General features: G+C 71.3%; 25 protein-coding genes and 1 pseudogene. 19 read left to right on the top strand and 7 right to left on the bottom strand.

What is annotated here, in order from left to right:
• Positions 1-23: 23 nt before the first annotated feature.
• Genes ACWEJ6_RS32900 through ACWEJ6_RS32890 form a run of 3 tightly spaced genes read left to right on the top strand, consistent with a single transcriptional unit; the run spans position 24 to position 1790 of the window.
• Entirely contained in the window at positions 24-665 is a 642-nt protein-coding gene (locus ACWEJ6_RS32900; protein WP_352329585.1) for a phosphatidylserine decarboxylase, read from the top strand.
• Complete coding sequence (pssA, locus tag ACWEJ6_RS32895; RefSeq protein WP_357983442.1) at positions 652-1479, top strand: CDP-diacylglycerol--serine O-phosphatidyltransferase; 828 nt, start codon at positions 652-654, stop codon at positions 1477-1479. Before ACWEJ6_RS32900 ends, pssA begins: the two co-directional genes overlap by 14 nt.
• Positions 1480-1514: 35 nt before the next feature.
• A complete protein-coding gene (locus ACWEJ6_RS32890) occupies positions 1515-1790 on the top strand; it encodes a hypothetical protein (protein ID WP_364340010.1) in 276 nt (91 codons plus the stop codon).
• Between the two features lies 1 nt (position 1791).
• Here the strand turns inward: ACWEJ6_RS32890 and ACWEJ6_RS32885 are convergent, their stop codons facing one another.
• Both ACWEJ6_RS32885 and ACWEJ6_RS32880 read right to left on the bottom strand, forming a co-directional pair.
• Positions 1792-2448 carry an MBL fold metallo-hydrolase gene (locus tag ACWEJ6_RS32885; protein ID WP_387679938.1) on the bottom strand — a complete coding sequence of 219 codons (657 nt, stop codon included), beginning with the start codon at positions 2446-2448 and terminating at the stop codon, positions 1792-1794.
• Between the two features lie 212 nt (positions 2449-2660).
• Complete coding sequence (locus tag ACWEJ6_RS32880) at positions 2661-3236, bottom strand: maleylpyruvate isomerase N-terminal domain-containing protein (protein ID WP_452428822.1); 576 nt, start codon at positions 3234-3236, stop codon at positions 2661-2663.
• Positions 3237-3453: 217 nt separating this feature from the next.
• On the opposite strand from ACWEJ6_RS32880, the gene uvrA reads away from it, so the two are divergent.
• Positions 3454-6294, top strand: coding sequence for an excinuclease ABC subunit UvrA (gene uvrA, locus ACWEJ6_RS32875; RefSeq protein WP_352323036.1), 2841 nt, complete (start codon positions 3454-3456; stop codon positions 6292-6294).
• Positions 6295-6436: 142 nt separating this feature from the next.
• Here the strand turns inward: uvrA and ACWEJ6_RS32870 are convergent, their stop codons facing one another.
• Positions 6437-7183: a DUF2306 domain-containing protein gene (locus tag ACWEJ6_RS32870; protein ID WP_387679944.1), complete on the bottom strand. Its 747-nt coding sequence runs from the start codon at positions 7181-7183 to the stop codon at positions 6437-6439.
• Between the two features lie 220 nt (positions 7184-7403).
• On the opposite strand from ACWEJ6_RS32870, the gene ACWEJ6_RS32865 reads away from it, so the two are divergent.
• From ACWEJ6_RS32865 to whiA, 7 genes are all read left to right on the top strand, one after another.
• Positions 7404-7820, top strand: a complete 417-nt coding sequence (locus tag ACWEJ6_RS32865) for a Rieske (2Fe-2S) protein (RefSeq protein ID WP_358300207.1) — start codon at positions 7404-7406, stop codon at positions 7818-7820.
• A gap of 267 nt (positions 7821-8087) precedes the next feature.
• A complete protein-coding gene (locus ACWEJ6_RS32860; RefSeq protein WP_449919104.1) occupies positions 8088-8555 on the top strand; it encodes a Rieske (2Fe-2S) protein in 468 nt (155 codons plus the stop codon).
• A 76-nt stretch (positions 8556-8631) separates the two neighbouring features.
• Entirely contained in the window at positions 8632-9069 is a 438-nt protein-coding gene (locus ACWEJ6_RS32855; RefSeq protein ID WP_364340023.1) for a Rieske (2Fe-2S) protein, read from the top strand.
• 129 nt (positions 9070-9198) lie between these two features.
• Positions 9199-11103, top strand: coding sequence for an excinuclease ABC subunit UvrC (gene uvrC / locus ACWEJ6_RS32850; protein ID WP_352323041.1), 1905 nt, complete (start codon positions 9199-9201; stop codon positions 11101-11103).
• 44 nt (positions 11104-11147) lie between these two features.
• The gene (gene rapZ / locus ACWEJ6_RS32845; RefSeq protein WP_352323031.1) at positions 11148-12014 is read left to right on the top strand and encodes an RNase adapter RapZ; all 867 of its coding nucleotides are present in this window, start codon (positions 11148-11150) and stop codon (positions 12012-12014) included.
• Between the two features lie 11 nt (positions 12015-12025).
• Positions 12026-12982: a gluconeogenesis factor YvcK family protein gene (locus ACWEJ6_RS32840; protein WP_452428840.1), complete on the top strand. Its 957-nt coding sequence runs from the start codon at positions 12026-12028 to the stop codon at positions 12980-12982.
• 72 nt (positions 12983-13054) lie between these two features.
• Complete coding sequence (gene whiA / locus ACWEJ6_RS32835) at positions 13055-14035, top strand: DNA-binding protein WhiA (protein WP_138714326.1); 981 nt, start codon at positions 13055-13057, stop codon at positions 14033-14035.
• A gap of 187 nt (positions 14036-14222) precedes the next feature.
• Here whiA and ACWEJ6_RS32830 read toward each other — a convergent pair whose 3' ends face one another.
• Positions 14223-14909 (bottom strand): hypothetical protein, encoded by a 687-nt coding sequence (locus ACWEJ6_RS32830; protein WP_452428818.1) that lies wholly within the window; start codon positions 14907-14909, stop codon positions 14223-14225.
• 182 nt (positions 14910-15091) lie between these two features.
• Between ACWEJ6_RS32830 and gap the strand changes: the two genes are divergently transcribed.
• The 5 genes from gap to ACWEJ6_RS32805 all read left to right on the top strand — a co-directional run bounded on the left by gap (position 15092) and on the right by ACWEJ6_RS32805 (position 18857).
• Positions 15092-16096: a type I glyceraldehyde-3-phosphate dehydrogenase gene (gap, locus tag ACWEJ6_RS32825; RefSeq protein ID WP_364340028.1), complete on the top strand. Its 1005-nt coding sequence runs from the start codon at positions 15092-15094 to the stop codon at positions 16094-16096.
• 37 nt (positions 16097-16133) lie between these two features.
• Positions 16134-17321, top strand: a complete 1188-nt coding sequence (locus ACWEJ6_RS32820) for a phosphoglycerate kinase (RefSeq protein ID WP_387679955.1) — start codon at positions 16134-16136, stop codon at positions 17319-17321.
• A 1-nt stretch (position 17322) separates the two neighbouring features.
• Positions 17323-18108 carry a triose-phosphate isomerase gene (gene tpiA, locus ACWEJ6_RS32815; RefSeq protein ID WP_357705739.1) on the top strand — a complete coding sequence of 262 codons (786 nt, stop codon included), beginning with the start codon at positions 17323-17325 and terminating at the stop codon, positions 18106-18108.
• Positions 18109-18207: 99 nt separating this feature from the next.
• Positions 18208-18438: a preprotein translocase subunit SecG gene (gene secG, locus ACWEJ6_RS32810; RefSeq protein ID WP_090942947.1), complete on the top strand. Its 231-nt coding sequence runs from the start codon at positions 18208-18210 to the stop codon at positions 18436-18438.
• A gap of 74 nt (positions 18439-18512) precedes the next feature.
• Positions 18513-18857, top strand: a complete 345-nt coding sequence (locus ACWEJ6_RS32805) for an RNA polymerase-binding protein RbpA (protein WP_082310244.1) — start codon at positions 18513-18515, stop codon at positions 18855-18857.
• 49 nt (positions 18858-18906) lie between these two features.
• Here ACWEJ6_RS32805 and ACWEJ6_RS32800 read toward each other — a convergent pair whose 3' ends face one another.
• Positions 18907-20511, bottom strand: coding sequence for an amidohydrolase (locus tag ACWEJ6_RS32800; protein WP_387679959.1), 1605 nt, complete (start codon positions 20509-20511; stop codon positions 18907-18909).
• Positions 20512-20550: 39 nt separating this feature from the next.
• On the bottom strand, positions 20551-21927 hold the full coding sequence (locus ACWEJ6_RS32795) for an NAD(P)/FAD-dependent oxidoreductase (protein ID WP_452428814.1): 1377 nt from the start codon (positions 21925-21927) through the stop codon (positions 20551-20553).
• Between the two features lie 107 nt (positions 21928-22034).
• On the opposite strand from ACWEJ6_RS32795, the gene ACWEJ6_RS32790 reads away from it, so the two are divergent.
• Complete coding sequence (locus tag ACWEJ6_RS32790) at positions 22035-23057, top strand: N-acetyltransferase family protein (RefSeq protein ID WP_452428812.1); 1023 nt, start codon at positions 22035-22037, stop codon at positions 23055-23057.
• Positions 23058-23258: 201 nt separating this feature from the next.
• Here ACWEJ6_RS32790 and ACWEJ6_RS32785 read toward each other — a convergent pair.
• Positions 23259-23675 (bottom strand): annotated as a pseudogene (locus ACWEJ6_RS32785) (Clp protease N-terminal domain-containing protein); the annotation flags it as partial.
• A gap of 73 nt (positions 23676-23748) precedes the next feature.
• On the opposite strand from ACWEJ6_RS32785, the gene ACWEJ6_RS32780 reads away from it, so the two are divergent.
• Entirely contained in the window at positions 23749-24582 is an 834-nt protein-coding gene (locus ACWEJ6_RS32780; RefSeq protein ID WP_452428810.1) for a hypothetical protein, read from the top strand.
• 39 nt (positions 24583-24621) lie between these two features.
• The gene (locus ACWEJ6_RS32775) at positions 24622-25491 is read left to right on the top strand and encodes an oxidoreductase (RefSeq protein WP_452428808.1); all 870 of its coding nucleotides are present in this window, start codon (positions 24622-24624) and stop codon (positions 25489-25491) included.
• The last annotated feature ends 4 nt before the right edge of the window (positions 25492-25495 follow it).

Here is a 25495-nt window from a genome sequence, read left to right as displayed (position 1 = left end):
CCAGTCACCACCAAAGGTTGTACGTGTCAGACGATTCTGCTAAGTCGAGCCGCGTCCGGCTCGCGCGCGGGGTCTCCCCGTGGCTCCTCCCGACGGCGGCCGCGGCGGCCGCCACCGCGCTGCTGACGCGCCGAGACCGGCGCTGGGCCCTGGCTGCGGCCCCGCTGGGTGCGCTCACGGGCGGCATGCTCTGGTTCTTCCGCGACCCCGAGCGCACTCCTGGCGAGGGGCGCATCCTGTCGCCCGCCGACGGCGTGGTGCAGAGCATCGATCCCTGGCCCGACGGCCGCACCCGCGTCGCGATCTTCATGAGCCCCCTGAACGTGCACGTCAATCGTGCCCCTCTTGCGGGAAATGTCACGTCCGTGCAGCATGTCGCAGGTGGGTTCCTGCCGGCGTTCAACAAGGACAGTGACCAGAACGAGCGCGTGGTGTGGCATTTCGAGACCGCGCTGGGCGACATCGAGATGGTGCAGATCGCGGGCGCCGTGGCGCGCCGGATCGTGCCGTACCTGAGCGCCGGGGCGAAGGTGGCGCAGACCGAGCGCATCGGGCTCATCCGGTTCGGCTCGCGGGTCGACATCTACCTTCCCGAAGGCATCTCGCCCGCGGTCACCGTGGGGGAGAAGACGGTTGCGGGGGTGACCAGAATTGACCACGGCTGACGCCGGCAGCTGGCAGGCGGGCGAGGAAGAGCCCCGCGGTCCCGTGGGCAAGGCGTTCCGCCTGTCCGCCGCGGACTCGCTCTCGCTGGGCAACGCGGTCTGCGGGTTCCTCGCCGTCTGCGTCCTGGCCTACTCGGCGATTCAGCAGCTCACGGTCGCCGACGGCAAGTTCACGCCCACGCCGAGCTACTTCGCCACCGCCATCGTCCTGCTGCTCATCGGCGCGACCTGCGACCTGTTCGACGGGCTCGTCGCGCGGCGCTTCCGCGCCTCGGCGATGGGCGCCGAGCTGGACAACCTGGCCGACGTGATCAGCTTCGGGTTCGCGCCCGCGTTCATGGTCGTGATCTGGGGTGTCGGCGCGCCGCCTTCGGTGCCGTTCATCGCGGTGGTCACCGCCGCGGCGGCCGTGCTGGTCGCCGGTGTCGTACGCCTGGCGCGCTTCGCGTGCGTCAAGACCAAGAGCGGCGACTTCATGGGCCTGCCCATCCCCATGGGCGCCATGACCGTGATCTCCATCGTGCTGCTGTTCCAGCCCAGCATCTGGGCGCTGTTCGCGGTGCTCGGCGTGGCCTGGCTGATGGTCAGCCGGATCGAGTACCCCAAGCCGAAGGGACAGCTCGCGGCGGTCGTCCTCGGGTGGATCATGGTGAACGTGGCCTTCCTCACGTTCTGGGTGGCCTGGCCGGAAGGCGGCGACCTGCCGATCAAGATCGGCGCGACCATGCAGATCGCGCTCGTCGCGGCCATCCCGCTGCGCATGTTGTTCTACAAGCGGGAGCTGCGCAAGGAAGCCGAGCGAATCGGCAACTAGGGGATTTTTCATCCATCTTCGGTTTTGATGGATTCATGTCGGCCATGCCGCGCGAGCACACGCGTACGTACTACCTCGGCAAGCTGGCCACCGAGCTGGAGCAGCGCGGGCTGACCGCCACCCTGCGGGCCAACCCGCCCGCGCTGCGGATCAGCGATCCCGACACCGCGCTGCTGGCCGAGACGATCGACTGCGTGCCGCTGCCCGAAGGGTGGTTCTACCGCTGGTCGTGGGGCGAGCTCGTGGGCCTGGCCGACGATCCCGCCCTGGCGGCCGGGCGCATCGTGCGCGTGCTGGCCGCGGGCAGGTGAGCTACCAGCCTCTGGCCTTCCACTCGGGCAGCGAGGGACGTTCGGCGCCGAGCGTCGTGTCCTTGCCGTGGCCGGGGTAGACCCAGGTGTCGTCGGGCAGGCGGTCGAAGATGCGCTCGGTCACGTCGGTGTAGAGCCGCTCGAAACGCTCCGGGTCCCTGCCGGTGTTGCCCACCCCACCGGGGAACAGGGAGTCGCCGGTGAACAGGTGACGGCCGTCGGGGCCGCCGTCGTAGAGCAGCGCGATCGAGCCCGGGGTGTGGCCGCGCAGGTGGATGACCTCCAGGCTGACCGGGCCGAGGGCGATCGTGTCGCCGTGGTCGACCGTGCGGCCGGCCGGGACGGGCAGGGCGGGCGCGTCGAGCGGATGGGCGATCACCTCGGCGCCGGTGACCCGGGCCACCTGTTCGAGGGCCTGCCAGTGGTCGCCGTGCTGGTGGGTGGTGACGATCGCGCCGAGCGGCTGGTCGCCGACGAGCGCCAGCAGCCGGTCGGCGTCGGCCGCGGCGTCGATCAGCAGCTCGTCGCCGGTCTCGGTGGAACGCAGCAGGTAGGCGTTGTTGTCGTGGGGGCCGACCGCCAGCTTGGAGATGGTCAGGGCGGGCAGCTCGCGCACGTCGGCGGGGCCGCCGACCCGGACGTCGCCGGTGTAGGTCATGGGTAGTCCTTCGGGGGCGTCGCGGGCAGATCAGCGGGGGCCGGCATCGTCAGCCACGGCGGCGGCTCGGGAAGGAGCGCGCCACCGTCACCAGGCGGCGACGGCTGTCCCGCGGGCACCAGGGTAACGCCCTCGCCCTCCGACCTTCCCGTCAACCAGGCCAGCATGTCGGCCGGTCGGCCCTGGACCGCCGGGCCGTGGCCGAGGTTCTGCTACCTTTGCCCCGGCTCGCCGGTCAGGACGACCTCGCTCACCGTGCTGCGGTCGTACGGCCAGGATCGGCGGAGGTCGTGCAGTTCGCGGCGGACGAACGTCTCCGGCCAGTCGCGGGGGCCGTACCCGGCGCCGAGGTCCACGTGGTGCATGCCCACCTCGCGCAACCGGCGTACCAGGATGTACCAGGCGGGATGTGACGGCGGCCGCATGCCGCGTACGGGCGCCGGCCACGCCTCGGCGGGCAGATCGCGGATCGCGGCGGCCAGGCGCGCGGCGCTGTCGGCCAGGTCGGCCAGGTGGCGCGCGGCCGGGCGGGCGGCGGCGGCCTCGATCTCGGCGGTCCTGGCCTCCAGGGAGGGGTACTGCGGGGTCTCGACGCCCGTCCTGGCCCAGGTGAGCAGGCGGAGATGGGAGCGGGCGTTGCCGGCCAGGTGGGCGAGGACGTGCCCTCTGGTCCAGCCGGGCAGCAGGGACGGGGCCGCGACGTCGGCGTCGGACAGGGACGCGGCCGTGGCCAGCAGCCGGTCTGTCGCGGAGGCGAGTTCGGCCTGTACCGCGGGTAGAACAGTCATGTCCGGATATTTCATCACTTAGGTGTCCAAGGTCGGGTGCGGGCATAAAGCGGCAGGTCAAGTGGTTGACTCTCAAAGGGCTCCTGCCGACGCGGGAGATGGCCGTAACCTGTGAAGGACGGATTTTCGGGGGCCGGGGATCGGCTCGCCGAAAATGTCGGTGCCCCCGTCTACCATCCCCCGTGGACCTATCCGCCTTTCGACCTCCGGGATCGCCGTGGCAGACCGCCTGATCGTGCGTGGTGCACGAGAACACAACCTCAAGGACGTCTCGCTTGACCTGCCGCGAGACTCGCTGATCGTCTTCACCGGCCTCTCCGGCTCCGGCAAGTCGAGCCTGGCCTTCGACACGATCTTCGCTGAGGGCCAGCGGCGCTACGTCGAGTCCTTGTCGGCCTACGCCCGCCAGTTCCTCGGCCAGATGGACAAACCCGACGTCGACTTCATCGAGGGCCTGTCGCCCGCGGTGTCCATCGACCAGAAGGCCACCAGCAAGAACCCCCGCTCCACCGTCGGCACCATCACCGAGGTCTACGACTACCTGCGCCTGCTGTGGGCGCGCATCGGCAAGCCCCACTGCCCGGCCTGCGGCCGTCCGATCGCCCGGCAGATGCCGCAGCAGATCGTCGACCGCGTGATGGACCTGGAGGAGGGCACCCGTTTCCAGGTGCTCGCCCCGGTCATCCGCGGCCGCAAGGGCGAATACGCCGAGCTGTTCCGCGAGCTGCAGACCAAGGGCTTCGCGCGGGCCAGGGTCGACGGCACGGTCGTGCGGCTGGAGGAGCCGCCGACGCTGAAGAAGTACGAGAAGCACGACATCGAGGTCATCGTCGACCGCCTGTCGGTCAAGGAGTCCTCGCGCCGCCGGCTCACCGACTCCGTCGAGACCGCGCTGCAGCTGTCCGGCGGCACGATCACGCTGGAGTTCGTCGACCTGCCGGAAGACGACCCGGGCCGTGAGCGCTTCTACTCCGAGCACCTCTACTGCCCCTACGACGACCTGTCGTTCGAGGAGCTGGAGCCGCGCTCGTTCTCCTTCAACTCGCCCTTCGGCGCCTGCCCCGAGTGCACCGGCCTCGGCACCAAGATGGAGGTCGACCCCGACCTGGTGGTGCCCGACCCCGAGCGCACGCTCGGCGACGGCGCGCTGCACCCGTGGTCGGGCGGCCACACCAGCGAATACTTCGTCCGGCTGATCGAGGCGCTCGGCCACACGGTCGGGTTCACCCTCGACACGCCGTGGGAGCGGCTGCCCAAGAAGGCCCAGAAGTCGCTGCTGTACGGCCACGACGAGCAGGTGCACGTCCGCTACAGCAACCGCTATGGCCGCCAGCGCTCCTACTACACCACCTTCGACGGCGTCATCCCCTGGGTGCAGCGCCGGCACGCAGAGGCCGAGAGCGACGCCACGCGCGAGCGCTTCGAGGGCTACATGCGCGAGATCCCGTGCCCGGCCTGCAAGGGCGCCCGGCTCAAGCCGGTCACCCTCGCCGTCACGGTCGACGACCGGTCGATCGCCGAGGTCGCGGCCATGTCGATCGGCGAGTGCGCCAAGTTCCTGGCCGAGCTCAAGCTGTCCGACCGTGACATGCACATCGCCGAGCGGGTGGTCAAGGAGATCAACGCCCGCATGGGCTTCCTGCTCGATGTCGGCCTCGACTACCTGACCATGGACCGCGCCGCCGCCACCCTCGCCGGTGGCGAGGCCCAGCGCATCCGGCTGGCCACGCAGATCGGCTCCGGGCTGGTCGGCGTCCTCTACGTGCTGGACGAGCCGTCCATCGGCCTGCACCAGCGTGACAACATGCGCCTGCTCGACACGCTGATCAGGCTGCGCGACATGGGCAACACGCTGATCGTCGTCGAGCACGACGAGGACACCATCGCCGCCGCCGACTGGGTGGTCGACATCGGTCCCGGCGCCGGCGAGCACGGCGGCCAGGTCGTGGTGTCCGGCACCGTCCAGGAGCTCCTCGCCAGCGAGGAGTCCATGACCGGCCAGTACCTGTCGGGGCGCCGGAGCATCCCGATCCCGGCCAAGCGCCGCAAGCGCGACAAGAAGCGGCAGATCACGGTCAAGGGCGCGCGCGAGCACAACCTCAAGGGCGTCGACATCGAGTTCCCCCTGGGCGTGTTCACGGCGGTGACCGGCGTGTCCGGGTCGGGCAAGTCGACGCTGGTCAACGACATCCTCTACAACGCGCTGGCCAAGGAGCTCAACGGCGCCCGCACGGTGCCGGGGCGGCACTCCCGCATCAACGGCATGGACCAGGTGGACAAGGTCGTGCACGTCGACCAGTCGCCGATCGGCCGTACGCCGCGCTCCAACCCGGCCACGTACACCGGGGTCTTCGACCACGTGCGCAAGCTGTTCGCCCAGACGGCCGAGGCCAAGGTGCGCGGCTACCAGCCCGGGCGGTTCAGCTTCAACGTCAAGGGCGGGCGCTGCGAGGCGTGCGCGGGCGACGGCACGATCAAGATCGAGATGAACTTCCTGCCGGACGTCTACGTCCCCTGTGAGGTCTGCCACGGCGCCCGGTACAACCGGGAGACGCTGGAGGTCCACTACAAGGGCAAGACGATCGCCGAGGTGCTCGACATGCCGATCGAGGAGGCGCTGGCCTTCTTCGACGCGATCCCGGCGATCAAGCGGCACCTGCAGACGCTCAACGACGTCGGCCTGGGCTACGTGCGGCTCGGGCAGCCGGCGACCACGTTGTCCGGCGGCGAGGCGCAGCGCGTCAAGCTCGCCTCCGAGCTGCAGCGCCGCCAGACCGGCCGGACGATCTACGTGCTCGACGAGCCCACCACCGGCCTGCACTTCGAGGACATCCGCCGGCTGCTCGGCGTGCTCGGGCGGCTGGTCGACGGCGGGAACACGGTGATCGTCATCGAGCACAACCTCGACGTCATCAAGACCGCCGACTGGATCATCGACATGGGCCCCGAAGGCGGGTCCCGCGGCGGCACGCTCGTGGCCGCGGGCACGCCCGAAGAGGTGGCGCTGGTGAACGAGAGCCACACCGGCCGCTTCCTGCGGAAGATCCTGTCGCTCTGAGGCGGGGACGGCTCGGGTGCGGCTGTGTCTCGCTGTGAGGTGGGTGGTGGTTCGGGCCGGGCTCGTCTCGCTGTGAGGTCGGTGGTGGTTCGGTGCGGCTGGGGCTCAGCTGGGTCAGGCGGTGGCTTGGGGCCCACCTGGGTCAGGTGGTGGCTCGGGTTTCGCCGGGGGTCAGGGCGGTGGCGCGGGCGCGGCGGCGGCGCTTGGCGGCGTCGCCGCGCTCCAGCCACCACTCGGCGAACAGCAGCGGCAGCACCCAGCCCAGCCAGGCGCTCAGCGCGCCGACCGTGGCGGCCAGCAGCGCCTGGTCGCCGTGGAAGGTGGTGTCGAGCTGCGGTGACAGCGTGATGACGAACACCGCGCCCCACAGGCGGTTGGTGATGATCGACATCGTCAGGGCGAAGCTGCGGATCATCCACCTGCGGTGATCGACGAACCTGCGCTGCCTGGCCATCCGCCAGCCGGCCAGGGTGCAGCCCAGCCAGAGCAGCGCCAGCACCACCCCGCTGGCCCTGGTCACCGGACCGAAGGGCGTGGCCAGGCTGACCACCAGTCCCAGCAGGCCGCCGGGCAGGCAGCCGCCGAAGACGTACACCCGGCCGATCACGCGGTGGGCCCGCGGATGGCGGGCGCGGAACCACGGCCAGACCTGCAGACAGCACGAGATCATCGCGATCGAGCCGAAGATCACGTGCAGGGAGAGCACCGCGAAGTGCGGCGGGAAGAAGTCGGGCGCGGGCACCCGCGACCGGCTCGGGTCCAGCGACAGGTAGGGCGGCAGCGAGAAGGCGACGAACGCGATCGCCACCACCACGAGGGGAGCCACCCACGGACGTCGCCACCAGCGCGGGCCGGACGTCGTGGGATTGGGAGTCTCGGTGAGTGTCATGAGCGACACGCTGGCGCCCGGCGCTGACCGCGGGCGCACCGTCCGCTGACCGTGCGCCGACCGCTCTTTGCCCCGACGGTGACCGTATCGGTCACCCGATGGGCGGACCGAGGGGTGGGGTCAATAAAGTTGAAGCACGGGTAACGGCTTGACCTGCTGGGGGTCGGCGGAGACGCGAAGGGTCGGCTAATTCATGACGGTGACGAATCAGGGCGAAGCCATGCCCGAAAACGGTGGCGGCATCGGGCGGCGCGAGATGCTCGGCGTGGCCGGGGTGGCCGCGTGCGGGCTGGCGCTGGCCGGGTGCGGGGCAGGCGACGCCAAGGCGCAACCCGCGTCGGGGATCAAGGGCAAGGTGCTCGCCAAGACGGCGGACGTGCCCGTCGGCGGCGGCACGATCGTGCAGGAGTGGCGGATCGTGATCACGCAGCCCACGAAGGGCGTCTACAAGGCGTTCAGCGCGGTCTGCACGCACAAGGGATGCACGGTGGGCACGCCTAAGGACAACGTCATCACGTGTGCGTGCCACGGCAGCGAGTTCGCCGCCGACAGCGGCCAGGCCACCAAGGGGCCCGCGACCGCGCCGCTGACGGTCTACCAGGTCAAGGTGGAGGGCGACGGCATCGTCGTGGTCTGAGGCCGTGGTCTGAGGCCGTGGCCTGAGGCCGTGGCTCAGGACACGGTCTGAGGGCCTGTCTCGGGATGGGGCTGAGGGCGCGCTCGGAGAGCGCGGGCTTAGGGGCAGTCTGAGGGTGCGGGCTGCGGCCGGCGCTCGGGGGCGGGCCGGGGAAGGCTTGTTCTGGGTAATTGTGCGTGGTTTCCGGGATTGGGGGCGTGCAGGCTGAACCGGTGCGGGGGCGCCGGCCGTACCTGCATGTGAGACCGAGACCTGGGAGGACGCACCATGACAGAAACGACGCGCCGGACGGTCATGCTCGGCGCCGGAGGCGCCGGGCTCGCGGCGGTTCTGACGGCGTGCGCGAGCTACGGTTCGCCGACGACGGCGGCGAACGAGGCGCCGGCCACCGAGGAGACGGCCGCCGGGGAGCCGTCGTCGGAGCCCAAGAAGAAGGTGAAGAAGAAGGCCAAGGCGCTGGCCGACACCGGCGACATCCAGGTCGGCGGCGGTGCGGTCTTCAAGGACCAGAAGGTCGTGGTGACGCAGCCGACCGAGGGGGAGTTCAAGGCGTTCACGGCGATCTGCACCCATGCGGGATGCACGGTCGCCAGCGTCTCGAACGGCACCATCAACTGCCCCTGCCACGGCAGCAAGTTCAAGATCGAGGACGGGTCTGTGGCCGACGGCCCCGCCGGCGCGCCGCTCGCGGAGAAGAAGATCACCGTGGACGGCGACAAGATCAGACTCGCCTAATCCCCGTCTCATGAATTTCTCACCTGCCTCCGGTTGGGTGGGACGCATGGGAGATGACCTTCGAAGCCGTCGGGCAGTGATAGCGGGCGTGGGCGCGGGCGGGCTGGCCCTGGCGATCAGCGCCTGCGGCGGAAGCACCGAGACCCCGGCGGCCACCGCCCCCGACGCGGGCGGCCAGTCGAGCGCGGCGCAGCCGGGCGCATCGCAGTCCAGCGCCCCGCAGGCAGGCGGCGCGCTGGCCAAGACCGCCGACATCCCCGTCGGCGGCGGGACGATCTTCAAGGACCAGAAGATCGTGGTGACGCAGCCGACGGCGGGTGAGTTCAAGGCCTTCAGCGCGATCTGCACGCACAAGGGCTGCCCCGTGGGCAGCGTCGCGGACGGCGCGATCGTGTGCCCGTGCCACGGCAGCAAGTTCAACATCGCCGACGGCTCGGTCACCAACGGCCCGGCCGACAAGCCGCTGGCCGCCCAGCAGATCAAGGTGGAGGGCGACCAGATCACCCTGGCCTGACCGCCGGCGTGATCCATGGCTTGACCCGAGAACGCGGTGAGCCCCGTCGTGCCGTCCGAAGGCTCGGCGGGTCACCTTGTCGGTGGCGCCTACTAGTCTTTGACCGTGGCGAGAGCAGCGGGCAGCCCCTTGAGTTTCCGGCCCAGACCAGGTTCGATCCCCGAGTCGCCGGGGGTCTACCGGTTCAGGGACGCGCACGGCCGGGTGATCTACGTCGGCAAGGCCAAGAGCCTGCGGCAGCGGCTCAACTCCTACTTCGCCGACTTCTCCGCGCTGCACCCGCGCACCCAGTCGATGCTCACCACGGCCGCCGACGTCGACTGGACCGTCGTCGGCACCGAGGTCGAGGCGCTGCAGCTCGAATACTCCTGGATCAAGGAGTTCGACCCGCGCTTCAACGTCAAGTACCGCGACGACAAGTCCTACCCCTACCTCGCGGTGACGATGGGGGAGGATTTCCCGCGCGTCCAGGTCATGCGGGGCGCCAAGCGCAAGGGCACCCGCTACTTCGGCCCCTACTCGCACGCCTGGGCCATCCGCGAGACCGTCGACCTGCTGCTGCGCGTCTTCCCGGTGCGCACGTGCAGCGCCGGGGTGTTCAAGCGGGCCGGGCAGATCGGCCGTCCGTGCCTGCTGGGCTACATCGACAAGTGCTCGGCGCCGTGCGTGGGCCGGGTGACCCCGCAGGAGCACCGCGAGCTGGCCGAAGACTTCTGCGACTTCATGGCGGGCAACACCACCCGCTTCATCAAGCGCCTTGAGAAGGACATGCGCGAGGCCGCCGCCGAGCAGGAGTACGAGCGGGCGGCCCGGCTGCGCGACGACATCCAGGCGCTGCAGCGCGCGCTGGAGAAGCAGGCCGTGGTGCTCGGCGAGGCCACCGACGCCGACGTGATCGCGCTGGCCGAGGACCCGCTGGAGGCCGCCGTCCAGGTGTTCTACGTGCGCGGGGGCCGCATCCGCGGTCAGCGGGGCTGGGTGGTCGACAAGGTCGAGGAGACCTCGCCCGGTGAGCTGGTCGAGCAGTTCCTGCTGCAGATGTACGGCGAGGCCGGCCCCGAGTCGATGCCGCGCGAGGTGCTCGTGCCCGCGCTGCCGCCCGACGCCGAGGCGGTCGCCGAGCTGCTGACCGAGCAGCGCAGGGCCCGGGTCGAGGTGCGCGTCCCGCAGCGCGGCGACAAGAAGGCGCTGATGGAGACCGTCGAGCGCAACGCCAAGGAGTCGCTGGCCCAGCACAAGATCCGCCGCGCCGGCGACCTGACCACGCGCAGCAAGGCGTTGCAGGAGATCGCCGACGCGCTCGACCTCGACCAGGCGCCGCTGCGCGTCGAGTGCTACGACGTCTCCCATCTGCAGGGCGAGAACGTCGTGGCGTCCATGGTGGTCTTCGAGGACGGTCTGGCGCGCAAGAGCGAGTACCGGCGCTTCGCGATCAAGACCAAGGAGGGCGACGTCGCCTCGATCCACGAGGTGATCATGCGGCGGTTCCGGCGTTACCTGGAGGAACGTTCGGCCACCGGCGAACTGGCCGCCGAGGACGACGACGGCCACGGGCCCATCGACCCCGAGACCGGCAAACCGCGCAAGTTCGCCTACCCGCCCAACCTGGTCGTCGTCGACGGCGCGGGCCCCCAGGCGGCCGCCGCGCAGCGGGCGCTCGACGAGCTCGGCATCGACGACGTCGCGGTGTGCGGCCTGGCCAAGCGGCTGGAGGAGGTGTGGTTGCCCGGCGACGACCAGCCAGTGATCATGCCTCGTTCAAGTGAGGGTCTCTACCTGCTGCAACGCGTCCGCGACGAAGCACACAGGTTCGCCATCACCTACCATCGTTCCAAGAGGTCCAAGTCAGTGAAGGAGAGCGCGCTCGACGGCGTGCCCGGCCTCGGGCCGGCGCGCAGGCAGGCGTTGCTCAAGCACTTCGGCTCCGTCAAGAAGCTACGCGAGGCCAGCGCGACCGAGATCTGCGAGGTTCCCGGCATCGGGCCGGCCCTCGCCGAGGTCATCGTGTCGACGCTGAAGGGAGATACATCGTGAACACCCGCGAGGGAGCGCAGGGTGTCGGCGAACGGAGTGAGGCCATGAGCACCGAGCCGGCGTTCGTCATCGTCACCGGCATGTCCGGGGCGGGGCGCAGCACGGCCGCCAAGGCGCTGGAAGACCTGGGCTGGTTCGTCATCGACAACCTGCCGCCGGGGCTGCTGTTCGCGATGGCGGAGGAGGCGGGCAAGGTCAAGCTGGCCGCCGACAAGGTGGCCGCGGTCGTCGACGTGCGCAGCCTGGCCTTCACCACCGACCTCAACGCGGCCATCGAGGAGCTGGAGGGCCGGGGCGTGCGCGTGCGGGTCGTCTTCCTCGAGGCCAGCGACGAGGAGCTGGTGCGCAGGTTCGAGAACGTCCGCCGGCCCCACCCGCTGCAGGGCGAGGGCCGCCTGGTCGACGGCATCACCCGCGAGCGCGGCATCCTGCGCGAGGTGCGGGCCAACGCCGACCTGGTGATCGACACCTCGTCCCACAACGTGCACGACCTGCGCAACAAGATCGTCGCCTACTTCGGCGGCGATGACCGTCCGGGGCTGCGGCTCAACGTCGTCTCGTTCGGGTTCAAGTACGGCCTGCCGGTCGACGCCGACCTCGTCGTCGACTGCCGTTTCCTGCCCAACCCCCACTGGGTGCCCGAGCTGCGGCCGATGAACGGCCTCGACGCGCCGGTCAGCGACTACGTGCTCGGCCAGCCGGGCGCCAAGGAGTTCCTCGACGCCTACGAGGAGGTCCTGCAGGTCGTCGCCACCGGCTACGCCCGTGAGGGCAAGAGCTACGCGACCCTGGCCGTGGGCTGCACGGGCGGCAAGCACCGCAGCGTGGCCATGGCCGAGCAGGTCGCCGCCCGCCTGCGTGACCGCGGCATGGAGGTCCAGGTCAGTCACCGGGATGTGGGGCGGGAGTGACCCATGAACGTATGGAGGCGGGGCTGCCCCATCCGCTGAACGGCCCCCGCGTGGTGGCCCTCGGCGGCGGCCACGGGCTCTACGCCTCGCTGTCGGCCTTACGGGTCGTGACCGACCGGCTGACCGCGGTGGTGACCGTGGCCGACGACGGCGGCTCCAGCGGCCGGCTGCGCCGCGAGCTCGGCGTGCTGCCGCCCGGCGACCTGCGCATGGCGCTGGCCGCGCTGTGCGGCGACGACGAGTGGGGCATCACCTGGAGCGAGGTCGTCCAGCACCGCTTCCGCAGCGAGGGCGAGCTCCACGGGCACGCCGTCGGCAACCTGCTGATCGTGGCGCTGTGGGAGCTGCTCGGCGACTCGGTGGCCGGCCTCGACTGGGTGGGCCGGCTGCTCGGCGCGCACGGCAGGGTGCTGCCGATGGCCTCGGTGCCGCTCGACATCGTGGCCGAGGTCGAGCTCGACGGCGTCACCTCGACCGTGCGCGGCCAGGTCGCCTGCGCGCTCACGCCGGGCCGGGTGCAGGCCATCTCCCTGGTGCCGGAGAACCCGCCGGCGCGTCCTGAGGCGGTCGCCGCGGTGCACGAGGCCGACTGGCTGGTGTTCGGGCCGGGTTCGTGGTTCACCAGCGTGCTGCCGCACCTGAAGGTCCCCGAGCTGGCCCGCGCGCTGCACGACAGCAAGGCCAAGCGGCTCGTCACCCTCAACCTGGCCCCCCAGCCGGGCGAGACCGACGACTTCTCCCCCCAGCAGCACCTGGAGGTGCTCCGCCAGCACGCCCCCGACCTGGCCTTCGACGTCGTGCTGGCCGACACCGGCGTGGTCGACGACCTCGACGCCCTGGACAAGGCCGCGGCGGCGCTCGGCGCCCGGCTCGTCCTGGCCGACGTGGCCGCCGCCGACGGCTCGCCCCGGCATGACCCACGACGTCTTGCCTCCGTCCTGGACGAGATTTTCCTCCAGAAGCGTTGATCCTGGTCGGCGTGGCGCGAAGGTGCGAGAGACTGGCGGGAGCCGGTCTGAATGGGGGAAGGACTAACGCTTATGGCGATGACAGGTGTGGTGAAGGACGAACTGAGCCGCCTGCCGGTGCTGAAACCGTGCTGCCGCAAGGCGGAGGTGTCCACGCTGCTGCGGTTCGCCAGCGGCCTGCACCTGGTGGGCGGCCGCATCGTGATCGAGGCCGAGCTCGACACCAACGCCACCGCGCGGCGGCTGATCAAGGACATCGGCGAGGTGTTCGGCCACAAGGCCGAGGTGCTCGTGCTCGCGCCGGCCGGGCTGCGCAAGGGCTCGCGCTACGTCGTGCGCGTCTACCGCGACGGTGAGGCGCTGGCCCGCCAGACGGGCCTGATCGACAACCACGGGCGCCCGGTGCGCGGCCTGCCCCGGCAGGTCGTGGCCGGTGCGGCCTGCGACGCCGAGGCGGCCTGGCGGGGCGCCTTCCTGGCGCACGGATCGCTCACCGAGCCGGGGCGTTCGATGTCCCTGGAGGTCACCTGCCCGGGGCCGGAGGCCGCGCTCGCGCTGGTCGGCTCGGCCCGGCGGCTGAAGATCCACGCCAAGGCCCGCGAGGTGCGCGGCGTCGACCGCGTCGTGGTCCGCGACGGCGACGCGATCAGCGCGCTGCTCACCCGCCTCGGCGCGCACGACAGCGTGCTGGCCTGGGAGGAGCGCCGGATGCGCCGCGAGGTGCGGGCCACCGCCAACCGGCTGGCCAACTTCGACGACGCCAACCTGCGGCGTTCGGCGCGGGCGGCCGTCGCGGCGGGCGCGCGGGTGCAGCGCGCGCTGGAGATCCTCGGCGAGGAGGCGCCGGACCACTTGGTGGTGGCCGGGCGGCTGCGGGTGGAGCACAAGCAGGCGTCGCTGGAGGAGCTGGGCCAGATCGCCGACCCGCCGCTGACCAAGGACGCCATCGCCGGGCGCATCAGGCGGCTGCTGGCGATGGCCGACAAGCGCGCCTCCGACCTGGGCATCCCCAACACCGAGGCCAACCTCACCGTCGACATGCTGGCGCCGTAGCGGGCTCGCCGCCGTGCGGGCGCCCGCGGCGCCGTCCGGGAGACCCCCATCCCGTACGGCTCCGCGCGGTGGCCCGCACGCGCCGACGTCCCCGCACGCCCGTCATGGCCGGTCGTGAGGGCTCACGGGCCGCTCGCCGTGACGAAGCGCGCTGTGAGCCGCCCGGCGGCCGCTGAGTGGGCGTCCGTCAATCCCTGGCGGGCTTGCGCGGCGTGAACAGGTCCGCGGGCGCGGCCTGCTGCCCGGGCGACTGCGCGAGCACCTGTGCAGGCGACTGGGCGGGCGGTTGCGCGGGCTCGAAGGGCGCCCGGTACTCCTGCCCGGCCTCCTCCGCCGCCTCCTGGGCGGCCAGGGCGGCCCGCTCGGCGCGGCGCACGCGGAAGACGCGCAGCGTGACCAGCAGGAGCGCCGCCACGGCGGCGACGGCGATGTACAGCCACATCTGCCACGTCTGCGCGAGCGGCTCGCGGTAGACCGCCAGGGCGCGGGGAAGCCCCTCGCCGGCGTTGGCCGCCGTGATGTCGCCGAGCTGCGGGGAGAAGGGCGTGCCGGTCGCGGAGGTGTGCCGCGCGGCGCCGAGGATGATGGACACGCCCGAGATCTGGCCGCCGGCGACGGCCGCCGCCGCGTACAGGGCGGCCACCACCGGCAGCGCCCGGTTGCGCGGGCGAGCCGCGCCCACCGCCAGGGCGACCAGCAGCGCGATCAGGAGCGACAGCGTCACCGACAGGGCGTGGCCGTTGCCCAGCGTGGCCACGGCCCTCGGCAGCCGGTCCTGGAACAGCACCGCGAGCCCCAGGGCCGCCGCGCAGACCAGCGCGGCGACCAGCCCCGCGATCAGTCCAGGAAGCAGGCCGGACCGCTTATGTGACATCTCAGCCCCCAGAGAATGCACGAATTTACTCCGACGAGTCGGGCACTTTACTCGAAGCTCGCAAATTGCGCCCCCTGAACGGGGATACGCAGGGCGGTACCTGCAGTGGTCTAAACCAATTTGGGTCCGATAGTGTTCGTGGTTGAGATTCAACCGCCATCTGTTCGAGGAGATCGGTTTCCGTGAGCATCCGCGTAGGCGTCAACGGCTTCGGCCGCATCGGTCGCAACTTCTGGCGCGCGGTCGCCGCCAGCGGCAAGGACATCGAGATCGTCGCGGTCAACGACCTGACCGACAACGCGACGCTCGCCCACCTGCTGAAGTACGACAGCATCCTGGGCCGTCTGCCGTACGAGGTGAAGGCCTCCAGCGACGAGATCACCGTCGACGGCAAGGCGATCAAGGCGTTCGCGGAGCGCGACCCGGCCAAGCTGCCCTGGGGCGACCTCGGCGTCGACGTCGTGGTGGAGTCCACCGGCCTGTTCACCGACGCCTCCAAGGCCAAGGTGCACGCCGACAACGGCGCCAAGAAGGTCATCATCTCCGCGCCGGCCAAGAACGAGGACGTCACCATCGTGATGGGCGTCAACGAGGGCGTCTACGACCCGGCCAGCCACACGATCATCTCCAACGCGTCCTGCACCACCAACTGCCTGGCCCCGATGGCCAAGGTCATCCACGACACCTTCACCATCGAGAAGGGTCTGATGACCACCATCCACGCCTACACGCAGGACCAGAACCTGCAGGACGGCCCGCACAAGGACCTGCGCCGCGCCCGCGCCGCCGCCCTCAACGTGGTGCCCACCTCCACCGGCGCCGCCAAGGCCATCGGCCTGGTGCTGCCCGAGCTCAAGGGCAAGCTCGACGGCTTCGCCATGCGCGTGCCGATCCCCACCGGCTCGGCCACCGACCTCACCGTCGACGTCAGCCGCGAGGTCACCGCCGAGGAGGTCAACGCCGCGGTCAAGGCCGCCGCCGAGGGCCCGCTCAAGGGCATCCTCAGCTACACCGAGGACGAGATCGTCTCCTCCGACATCGTCACCGACCCCCACTCCTGCATCTTCGACGCCGGCCTCACCAAGGTCATCGGCAACCAGGTCAAGGTCGTCGGCTGGTACGACAACGAGTGGGGCTACTCCAACCGCCTCGCCGACCTGATCGAGCTGGTCGGCCGCGACCTGTGAGCGTGACCGAGGCCGCTGCGGGAACAGGAGCATGAGCATGCGCACGCTCGACGATCTCGACGTCAAGGGGCGGCGCGTGCTCGTGCGCGCCGACCTCAACGTCCCGCTCGACGGGGAGAAGATCACCGACGACGGCCGCATCCGCGCGTCGGTGCCGACGATCCAGGCGCTGGCCGGGCGCGGCGCCAAGGTCGTCGTCTGCGCCCATCTGGGCAGGCCCAAGGGCAAGGTGAATCCCGAGTACTCGCTCCGGCCGGTGGCCGCCCGCCTGGGCGAGCTGCTCGGCCAGGACGTCGCCTTCGCCACCGACGTGGTCGGCGACAGCGCCCGGCAGACGGTCGAGGCCCTCCAGGAGGGCCAGGTCGCCCTGCTGGAGAACCTGCGCTACGAGCCGGGCGAGGAGTCCAAGGACGACGCCGTCCGCGGCGCGTTCGCCGAGAAGCTGGCCGGCCTGGCCGAGCTCTACGTCGGCGACGGCTTCGGCGCGGTGCACCGCAAGCACGCCAGCGTCTACGACGTGCCCAAGCTGCTGCCGCACGCGGCCGGCGGGCTGGTCGTGGCCGAGGTCGAGGTGCTGCGCAGGCTGACCGAGGACACCGAGCGTCCCTACGTGGTCGTCCTGGGCGGGGCCAAGGTCTCCGACAAGCTGGGCGTCATCGCCAACCTGCTCACCAAGGTCGACCGGCTGCTGATCGGCGGCGGCATGGCCTACACCTTCCTCAAGGCCCAGGGCCACGAGGTGGGCCGGTCGCTGCTCCAGGAGGACCAGCTCGACCAGGTGCGCGGCTTCCTCGCCGAGGCCGGCAAGCGGGGCGTCGACCTCGTGCTGCCGGTCGACGTGGTGGCGGCCGTCACCTTCGCCGCCGACGCCGAGCACGAGGTGGTCGAGGCCACCGCGATCCCGGCCGACCGCGAGGGGCTCGACATCGGCCCCAAGACGCGCGAGCTGTTCGCGAGCAAGCTGGCCGACGCCAAGACCGTCTTCTGGAACGGCCCCATGGGCGTGTTCGAGTTCGACGCGTTCTCCGGCGGCACCAGGGCGGTGGCCGAGGCGCTCATCGGCTCCGACGCCTTCACGGTGGTCGGCGGCGGCGACTCCGCGGCGGCCGTGCGCAGGCTCGGCCTGCCCGAGGACGGTTTCTCGCACATCTCCACCGGCGGCGGGGCCAGCCTGGAATACCTTGAGGGCAAGACCCTTCCCGGACTCGCGGCTCTGGAGGACTGAGGTGGCCCAGCAGCGCAAGCCGCTCATCGCCGGCAACTGGAAGATGAACCTCAATCACCTTGAGGCCATCGCCCTGGTCCAGAAGCTGGCGTTCGCGCTCAGCGACAAGGACTTCGACAAGGCCGAGGTGGCCGTCCTGCCGCCCTTCACCGATCTGCGCAGCGTCCAGACGCTGGTCGACGGCGACAAGCTGCGCATCGTCTACGGGGCTCAAGACCTGTCCCAGTACGACGGCGGCGCCTACACCGGCGAGGTGTCGGGCGTCATGCTGGCCAAGCTCGGCTGCACGTACGTGGTCATCGGCCACTCTGAGCGCCGCCAGTACCACGGCGAGGACGACGACCTCGTCAACGCCAAGGTGCAGGCGGCCTACCGGCACTCGCTCACGCCCATCCTGTGCGTCGGTGAGGGGCTGGCGGTGCGCCAAGAGGGCGGCCACATCGCGCACAGTCTCGGTCAACTCGACGGCGCCCTGCGCAAAATCAGCGCCGAGCAGGCAAAATCGATAGTGGTGGCCTACGAGCCCGTGTGGGCGATCGGCACGGGCGAGGTGGCCACCCCGGAGGACGCCCAGGAGGTCTGCGGAGCGTTGCGGGTGAGACTCGCGGAGCTCTACGACCCCGAAGTGGCCTCTGCGGTCCGTATCCTTTACGGTGGCTCGGTCAAGTCCGGCAATATCGTGGGGATCATGGCTCAACCCGATGTCGACGGCGCGCTCGTGGGCGGTGCCAGCATCGATGCCGGGGAGTTCGCCAAGATCTGCCGATTCTCCGAATTGCCTGGCTAACTGAGTCGTTCTGAGGGTGCGACTTGACACCAGGCCGTACCCTCAAGAGGCAAGTTTGAATCGTCACGCGTAACAGAGCACTGAAGGAACAGGCATACCGTGGAAATCGGAATCTCCATCGCCCTCATCCTGGCGAGCGGTCTCATGATCCTGCTCGTCCTGCTCCACAAGGGCAAGGGTGGCGGCCTGTCTGACATGTTCGGCGGCGGTTTCTCGTCGAACTTCGGTGGTTCCTCGGTGGTGGAGCGCAACCTCGACCGGCTGACCGTCATCACGGGCACCGTCTGGTTCGTCTGCATCATCGCTCTCGGCCTGCTCATGCGGCCTTGAGACAACTGATTAACGCGTGACAGTGATTCTCCCCCCGTGTCACGACGCGGGGCGATCGAGCGAGGAGTTCATCCGTGGGTAGTGGCAACGCGATCCGTGGCAGCCGAGTCGGCGCCGGCCCTATGGGGGAGGCCGAGCGCGGCGAGGCAGCTCCGAGAGTGCGGGTCTCGTTCTGGTGCGCCAACATGCACGAGACGCGCCCCAGTTTCGCCAGCGACGCGGCGGTCCCCGAGATGTGGGATTGCCCACGTTGTGGCCTCCCAGCCGGACAGGACGAGGAGGCCCCGCCTGCCCCGCCCAAGAACGAGCCGTACAAGACGCACCTGGCCTACGTGAAGGAGCGCCGGAGCGACAAGGACGGCAAGGCGATCCTCGAGGAGGCACTGGAGCGCCTGCGCAACAACAAGTCCCCCTGGTAGGCGAGCCGGCGGAAGGGCCCTGGTGCTGGTCACCGGGGCCCTTCGCGCGTCATCGGCCGTGCACCGCCACGCCGTCGACGAACGTCATGCGCACCCGCGTCGTCCAGATGTCGGCCGGGGGCAGCTCGAAGGGGTCGCGGTCGAGCACCACCAGGTCGGCCGGGCGGCCGGGCGCGATCACGCCCGCCGGCGAACGGTTGATCCAGGCCGACCCCTCGGTGTACGCGCTCAACGCCGTGGCCAGGTCGAGGCGCTGGCCGGGCAGGAACGGCGTCTGCGCCGTCGGGTAGCCCGCGTGCACCGATCCGCCCGGTTCGGTACGGTTCACCGCCACGTGCATGCCCTGGATCGGGTCGGCGTCCGAGACCGGCCAGTCGCTGCCCGCGCAGAACCGGGTGCCGTGCGCCTGGAGATCCTTGAAGGGGTACTGCCACGACGAGCGCGGCTCACCCAGGAACGGCAGCGTCAGCTCGTCCATCTGGGCGTGGTGGGTGGCCCACAGGGGCTGCAGGTTGGCCGTGACGCCCAGCGCGGCGAAGCGCGGCACGTCGGACGGCTCGATGATCTGCAGGTGGGCGATGTGGTGGCGGTTGGCCGGGTCCGTGCCCTCGAAGCTGTCCAGCGCCTCGCGCACGGCGCGTTCGCCGATGGCGTGGAAGTGCACCTGGAAGCCCAGCCGGTCCAGCTCGGCGACGTACCGCTTGAGCTTGCCGGGATCGACGTAGGACAGGCCCGTGCCGCCGCACCGGCAGTACGGCTCCAGCGTCGCGGCGGTGAAGTTCTCCGTGATGCCGTCCTGCATGATCTTGACCGAGGTGGCGGCGAACCGGTCCAGCCCCTCGGCGGCGGCCCGCCTGCGGACCAGGTCCTCGATCTGGTCCTCGCCGCGCGTCCTGTCCCACCACAGCGCGCCCACCACGCGGGCGCGCAGCCGGCCCGCGCGGGCGGCGTCGAGGTAGGTGGGAAGCTGGTCGTCCGAGCCGGCGTACGAGCCGACGATGGCGTCCTGCCAGCCGGTGACGCCCAGCGAGAACAGGTGCTGCTCGGCTTCGGCCAGGGCCCTGGCCTGGTCCTCGGCGGTGGGCCGGGGGGCCAGCAGGCCGACGAGGTCCATCGCGCCCTCGTGCAGGACGCCCGACGGGGTGCCGTCGGCGTCGCGCTCGATCCTGCCGTCGGCGGGGTCGGGGGTGTCCCGGGTGATGCCGGCCAGGTCGAGGGCGCGGGAGTTGACCCAGGCGGCGTGGTGGTCACGCTGGATCAGGTAAGCCGGCCGGTCGAGGAAGTCGAGCTGGGAGCGGTGGGGGAGGCCGTTGGGGAAGGCTGACATGTCCCAGCCTCCGCCGTCGATCCACTCTTTTTCTGGATTTTTCGTGGCGTAGTCGGAGATCTTGGCTATGTAGGTGTCTAGGCCGAAGATCTCCGACAAGTCGCACTTTGCTCGTTCGAGTCCGGCTTGTACCGGGTGCATGTGCGCGTCGATGAAGCCGGGGGTGAGCAGGCCGCCGTCCAGGTCGACGGTGTCGTGGCCGGGGGCGCTGCGGGACAGCTCGCCCTCCGGGCCGACGGCGGCGATCACCCCGTCCCGCACCAGCACGGCGTCGCGCCGCACGGCGCCGCCGATGAAGGCGCTGCCACCACGGAAGAGGATGTTCAAGGAGGTTCTCCCTTTCTCAGTGCGGTTCTCAGTGCGGGGTCAGTGGCCGGTGATCAGGTCGGCGAAGCGGGCCAGGGCCGAGGTGCGGGGCATGGAACGCTCCCGGTGATCGGCCACCCGGTACAGGCGGTACATCGCGTGCACCCCCATCCAGCGCAGCGGCTCGGGCTCCCAGGAGCGCACCTTGCGCCCCACCCACGGCAGGGACGTCAGCTCCGTCTCCTCCCCGAGTATGAGATCACGCAGGGTGCGCCCGGCGAGGTTCGTGGTGGTCACGCCGTGCCCGGTGTAGCCGCCGGCCCAGCCCAGGCCGGTCGCGCGGTCCACGTGCACGGTCGAGCACCAGTCGCGCGGCACGCCCAGCACGCCCGACCAGGCGTGCGCGACCGAGGAGGAGCGGGCCGCGGGGAAGAAGTCGACCAGGAGCCGCCACAGGGCCTCGACCGTCCACTCGTGGGTGCGGCCGCGGGCGTCGATGCGGGAGCCGTACAGGTACGGACGGCCCCGGCCGCCGAAGGCGATGCGGTCGTCGGCGGTGCGCTGGGCGTACATGTAGTAGTGCGCGAGGTCGCCGAGCAGTTCGGCGCCCCGCCAGCCGACCTCGTCCCAGAAGGAGGCGGGGAGCGGCTCGGTGACGATCATGGAGCTGTTCATGGGCAGCCACTGGCGGCGCAGGCCGTTCAGGCGGGCGGTGAAGCCCTCGGTGGCGCGGATGACGTACGCCGCCGTGACCGTCCCGTACGGGGTCACCGCCCGGCCGGGGGCGATCTCGGTGACCGGGGTGCGCTCGTAGACCGGGACGCCGAGGTCGCGTACGGCCCTGGCCAGCCCCTGGGCCAGCTTGGCGGGCTGGATGCGGGCGCAGTGGGGGCTCCAGGAGGCCGCCAGGGCGCCCGCCACGCGGACGTGCTCCAAGGGGTCGGCCAGCCGCAGGTCCGCCTCCTCGATGCCCCAGGCGCGGGCGGCGGCCACCGAGGCGCGCAGCCGGTCGGCCTGGGCGGGGGTGCGGGCCACGTTCACCACGCCGCCCTTGACGATGTCGCAGTCGATCGACTCGTTCTCGCAGACCGCGATGACCTCGTCGATGGAGGCGTACATCTCGCGCTGCAGCCGGCGGGCGTCCGAGCCGTACCGTTCGTGGGAGCCGGCCAGGTCGCCGGTCAGCCAGCCGCCGTTGCGCCCCGAGGCGCCGAACCCGGCGAACTCCTGCTCCAGCAGCACCACCCGGAGCGAGGGGCGGGCCTTCTTGAGGTAGTACGCGGTCCACAGCCCCGTGTAGCCGGCCCCGACGATCGCCACGTCGGCCTGCAGGTCGCCGTCGAGCCGCGGACCGGGCTCCGGCACCCCGGACGAGCGGTACCAGAAGGACACGTCACCGTTGACGAATCCGGACGACAAGGGAACTCGCGCATTCATGGCCCCATATCCTGCTATATCGGGATTAGGTGGCGCATCTCACGACGAAATTCGTGATGAAACCCGTCGTTAGCGGGCATGTAACACGTCCCAGGCATGCTCCTCCCATGGGATTCTTGCGCATCCGGACCACGGTGGACGAGCGACCCGGACGGCTGGCCTCGCTGGCCTCGGCCCTGGCCGCCAGGGGCGGCAACATCCTCGGCCTGAGCGTCCAGTCCGACGCCGACGGCACCGTCGACGAATTCGTGGCCGACATCCCGGCCGGCCCTGAGGCCGTGCGCGAGGCGCTGGAGGCCGCCGGCGGCCGGCGCGTCCAGGTGGTCCCCGCCACCGCCCACGAGCTGACCGACGAGCCGACCAGGGCGCTGCTGCTGGCCTCCCGGCTGCGTTCCACGCCCTGGCGGCTGCCCGAGCTGCTGGCCGAGCTGCTGCGCGCGGACGACGCCCGGTGGATCTATGGTGAACCGGTGAGCGACCTCCCCGACCCGACCCTGCTCGTCGTGCCCGTGGCGCGGCGGCGCGCGGTCCGGCTGCGCCGCACCGGGCTGCCGTTCACGCTGACCGAGGCCGCCCGCGCGGCCTCCTTCGCCCGGCTCGCCCAGCCCGCGCCCGAGCAGACCCCGTCCGAACGCGCACTGAAACTGGCCGACGGCGCCGAGATCACCGTGCGGCCGCTCACCACGATCTACCGCGAGGCGGTGCGCGACCTGCACGACAGGTGCTCGCCCGAGGCCCGCAGGTTCCGCTACTTCACCTCGATGCCCGCGCTCCCGCCGCGCGCGTTCGACCGGCTCTGCGACCGCGGCAGGGGCTTCTCGCTGGTCGCCGGGCACGACGGCCAGGTCGTGGCGATGGCGAACCTCATGTTCACCCCCGACCCCGGCATCGCCGAGATGGCCTTCCTGGTCGAGGATCGCTGGCAGGGGCGTGGCCTGGGCGCCGTGCTGGCCAGGATGCTGGTGCGGCAGGCGCGCGACCTCGGGTACGCAGAGGTCAGGGCCACCCTGCTGGCCGACAACGCGCGGATGCGCGGCCTGCTGACCACGCTGGGCGCCTCGCTCGGCCGGACCGAGGACCCCGGCGTGGTGGAGGCGCGGCTGCCGGTCGGCGTGCGGGCCTCAGCCTAGGCCCTCCTCGGGCTCGCCGGACTCGGGGTCGGCGGCGGCAGGGCCGGCGGCGGCAGGGTCGGCGGCGGCCGGGCCGATGCCCAGGTGGCGCTCGATGCGTTCCAGGCTCTCCTCGATGCGGGTGAGCCGTTCGGCGAGCACCGAGCCGCCGCCGAAGTACACCTCCGTCGGACGTTCCCTGGTGCCGCGGCCCACCCGGTCGAGCAGGCGCTGCCGGACGTCGGCCAGGTCGGCGCCGGTGTCCGCCAGAGCCTGGGCGGCCAGCCCCTCGCCCTCCCTGATCAGCCCGAGCAGGATGTGCTCGGTGCCGATGTAGTTGTGGCGCAGTTGCAGGGCCTCGCGCAGGGACAGCTCCAGCACCTTCTTGGCGCGCGGGGTGAAGGGGATGTGCCCGCTCGGCGAGCTGGCCCCGCGGCCCACCTCGCGCTCCACGAAGGCCCGTACGTGCTCCAGCTCCACGCCGCAGCCGTCGAGCACCAGCGCGGCCAGCCCCTCGCCCTCGCGGATGAGGCCCAGCAGGATGTGTTCCGTGCCGATGTAGTCGTGGCTCAGCTGCCGCGCCTCCTCCTGGGCGAGCACGACGACCCTGCGCGCACGGTCGGTGAAGCGTTCGAACACCGGGGGCCTCCGTTCGACTGGGGCTGCCTCCACTATGCGCTACAAACCCCGCCGTGTGGGGTATTTGTCCTGTGTGGATCTTGACGAGGTGGCCGGCCGCCTCTACGCAGTCCCGCCGGCGGAGTTCACCGCCGCCCGCGCGGCCGAGGTCCGCGCGGCCAAGGAGGCGGGCGACGTACGGCTCTCGCGGGACATCGCGAAGCTGCGCAAGCCCACCGTCTCGGCCTGGGCGGTCAACCGGCTGGCCCGGGAGCACCCCGCCGAGCTGGCCGAACTGCTCGGCGTGGGGGAGCGGCTGCGTGCGGCCTGGCAGGCGCAGGACGCCGAGGCGCTGGCCGAGCTGACCCGGTCGCGTGGCGAGGCGACCGCCAAGGTGGCGAGGCTGGCCAGGCAGGCCGGCGGCCTGTCGGCGGCGGCCGCCTCGGAGGTGGACCAGACGCTGGACGCGGCCGTCGTGGACGCCGGCGCCGCCGACCAGGTGCGGGCCGGCCGCCTGGCCAAACCGCTCAGCTACAGCGGCTTCGCCCCCGCGCCCGCCCGTTCCACCGCGCCCGCCGCTGCGCCGGCCACCGCCCCCTTCAGCGAGCTCCGGCCCGGAGCGCGTGGGCGTGGGCGGGCCGGGAGGGACGCGGCGGCCGAGGCGCGGGCGCGGGCGGAGGCCGAGGCGAGGCAGGCCCGAGAAGCCAAGGAGGCCAGGAAGGCGAAGGAGCGCGCGGAGGCCGAGGCGGCCCACCGGGAGTGGGCCGAGGCGCTGGAGTCGGTCACCCGCGACTACGACGAGCGCGCCGAGAAGGTCGCCCGGCTGGAACGCAAGCTGGCCAAGGCCCGCAAGCGGCTGGAGGAGGTCCGGCAACGTCTGGAGGTCACGCGCCGCGAGGAGCGCCACGCCCGCCGCCGACTGGACTAAGGTGCACGAAACGCGTTCGTACACCTGCAAGGAGGGGCGATGGCCCCCTGGACGCCCGCCGACATCCCGGACCTCACCGGCACAACGGCCATCGTGACCGGAGCCAACAGCGGCATCGGCCTGCCCACCGCCCGCGAGCTGGCCCGGCACGGCGCCCGCGTCGTCGTGGCCGCCCGCTCGGCGGACAAGGGCGAGGCCGCCGTGGCGGAGATCCGGCGGGCCGTGCCGGGGGCCGACGTCGCGTACGGCGCACTCGACCTGGCCGACCAGTCCTCGATCCGGCGCTTCGCCGACACGGTGGACAAAGTGGACCTGCTGATCAACAACGCCGGGATCGGCCTGATCCCCCGTCAGCTGACCAAGGAGGGCTGGGAGCTGCAGTTCGGCACCAACCACCTCGGCCACTTCGCGCTCACCGGGCTGCTCCTGCCACGGCTCCTGGCCGCTCCGCACGCCCGCGTGGTCACCGTCTCCAGCGACGCGCACTCCATGGGCAGGCTCGACTTCGACGACCTCGCCCTGGAACGCGGCTACGGCCGGATGAGCGCGTACGGACGGTCCAAGCTCGCCAACCTGCTCTTCACCCTGGAGCTCCCGCGGCGGGCCAGCAGCGCCGGTACGGGCCTGATCAGTGTGGCCACCCACCCGGGTGCCACCGCGACCCGCTTCGTCAAGCTGGGGCCCCTGCAGCTCCTCCTGCGCTTGTTCCTCCAGTCGGCCGACGCCGGCGCCGCCCCCTCGCTGTACGCCGCCACCTCGCCGGACATCACCGGCGGCGAGTTCGTCGGCCCCCGGCTGAAGCTGCTCGCGCCCTCGGAGACGGCCAGGTCCGAGGAGGTCGCGCGGCGGCTGTGGGAGGTGTCCGCGCAGCTCACGGGCGTACGGTTCGAGGAGATCGCCCACCGCTGAAGGG

This window comes from Nonomuraea sp. NPDC004702 (assembly GCF_053601695.1).
The sequence above is the reverse complement of the archived record's forward strand: the minus strand, read 5'-3'. Positions and strand labels throughout refer to the sequence as shown.

Excerpts from the sequence above, each read along its gene's own strand:
- ACWEJ6_RS32890 (WP_364340010.1), top strand. The coding sequence starts at position 1,515 with ATGTCGGCCATGCCGCGCGAGCACACGCGTACGTACTACCTCGGCAAG.
- ACWEJ6_RS32885 (WP_387679938.1), bottom strand. The coding sequence starts at position 2,448 with ATGACCTACACCGGCGACGTCCGGGTCGGCGGCCCCGCCGACGTGCGC.
- ACWEJ6_RS32880 (WP_452428822.1), bottom strand. The coding sequence starts at position 3,236 with ATGACTGTTCTACCCGCGGTACAGGCCGAACTCGCCTCCGCGACAGAC.
- ACWEJ6_RS32870 (WP_387679944.1), bottom strand. The coding sequence starts at position 7,183 with ATGACACTCACCGAGACTCCCAATCCCACGACGTCCGGCCCGCGCTGG.
- ACWEJ6_RS32865 (WP_358300207.1), top strand. The coding sequence starts at position 7,404 with ATGCCCGAAAACGGTGGCGGCATCGGGCGGCGCGAGATGCTCGGCGTG.
- ACWEJ6_RS32860 (WP_449919104.1), top strand. The coding sequence starts at position 8,088 with ATGACAGAAACGACGCGCCGGACGGTCATGCTCGGCGCCGGAGGCGCC.
- rapZ (WP_352323031.1), top strand. The coding sequence starts at position 11,148 with ATGAGCACCGAGCCGGCGTTCGTCATCGTCACCGGCATGTCCGGGGCG.
- ACWEJ6_RS32840 (WP_452428840.1), top strand. The coding sequence starts at position 12,026 with ATGGAGGCGGGGCTGCCCCATCCGCTGAACGGCCCCCGCGTGGTGGCC.
- whiA (WP_138714326.1), top strand. The coding sequence starts at position 13,055 with ATGGCGATGACAGGTGTGGTGAAGGACGAACTGAGCCGCCTGCCGGTG.
- ACWEJ6_RS32830 (WP_452428818.1), bottom strand. The coding sequence starts at position 14,909 with ATGTCACATAAGCGGTCCGGCCTGCTTCCTGGACTGATCGCGGGGCTG.
- ACWEJ6_RS32820 (WP_387679955.1), top strand. The coding sequence starts at position 16,134 with ATGCGCACGCTCGACGATCTCGACGTCAAGGGGCGGCGCGTGCTCGTG.
- ACWEJ6_RS32795 (WP_452428814.1), bottom strand. The coding sequence starts at position 21,927 with ATGAATGCGCGAGTTCCCTTGTCGTCCGGATTCGTCAACGGTGACGTG.
- ACWEJ6_RS32790 (WP_452428812.1), top strand. The coding sequence starts at position 22,035 with ATGGGATTCTTGCGCATCCGGACCACGGTGGACGAGCGACCCGGACGG.
- ACWEJ6_RS32775 (WP_452428808.1), top strand. The coding sequence starts at position 24,622 with ATGGCCCCCTGGACGCCCGCCGACATCCCGGACCTCACCGGCACAACG.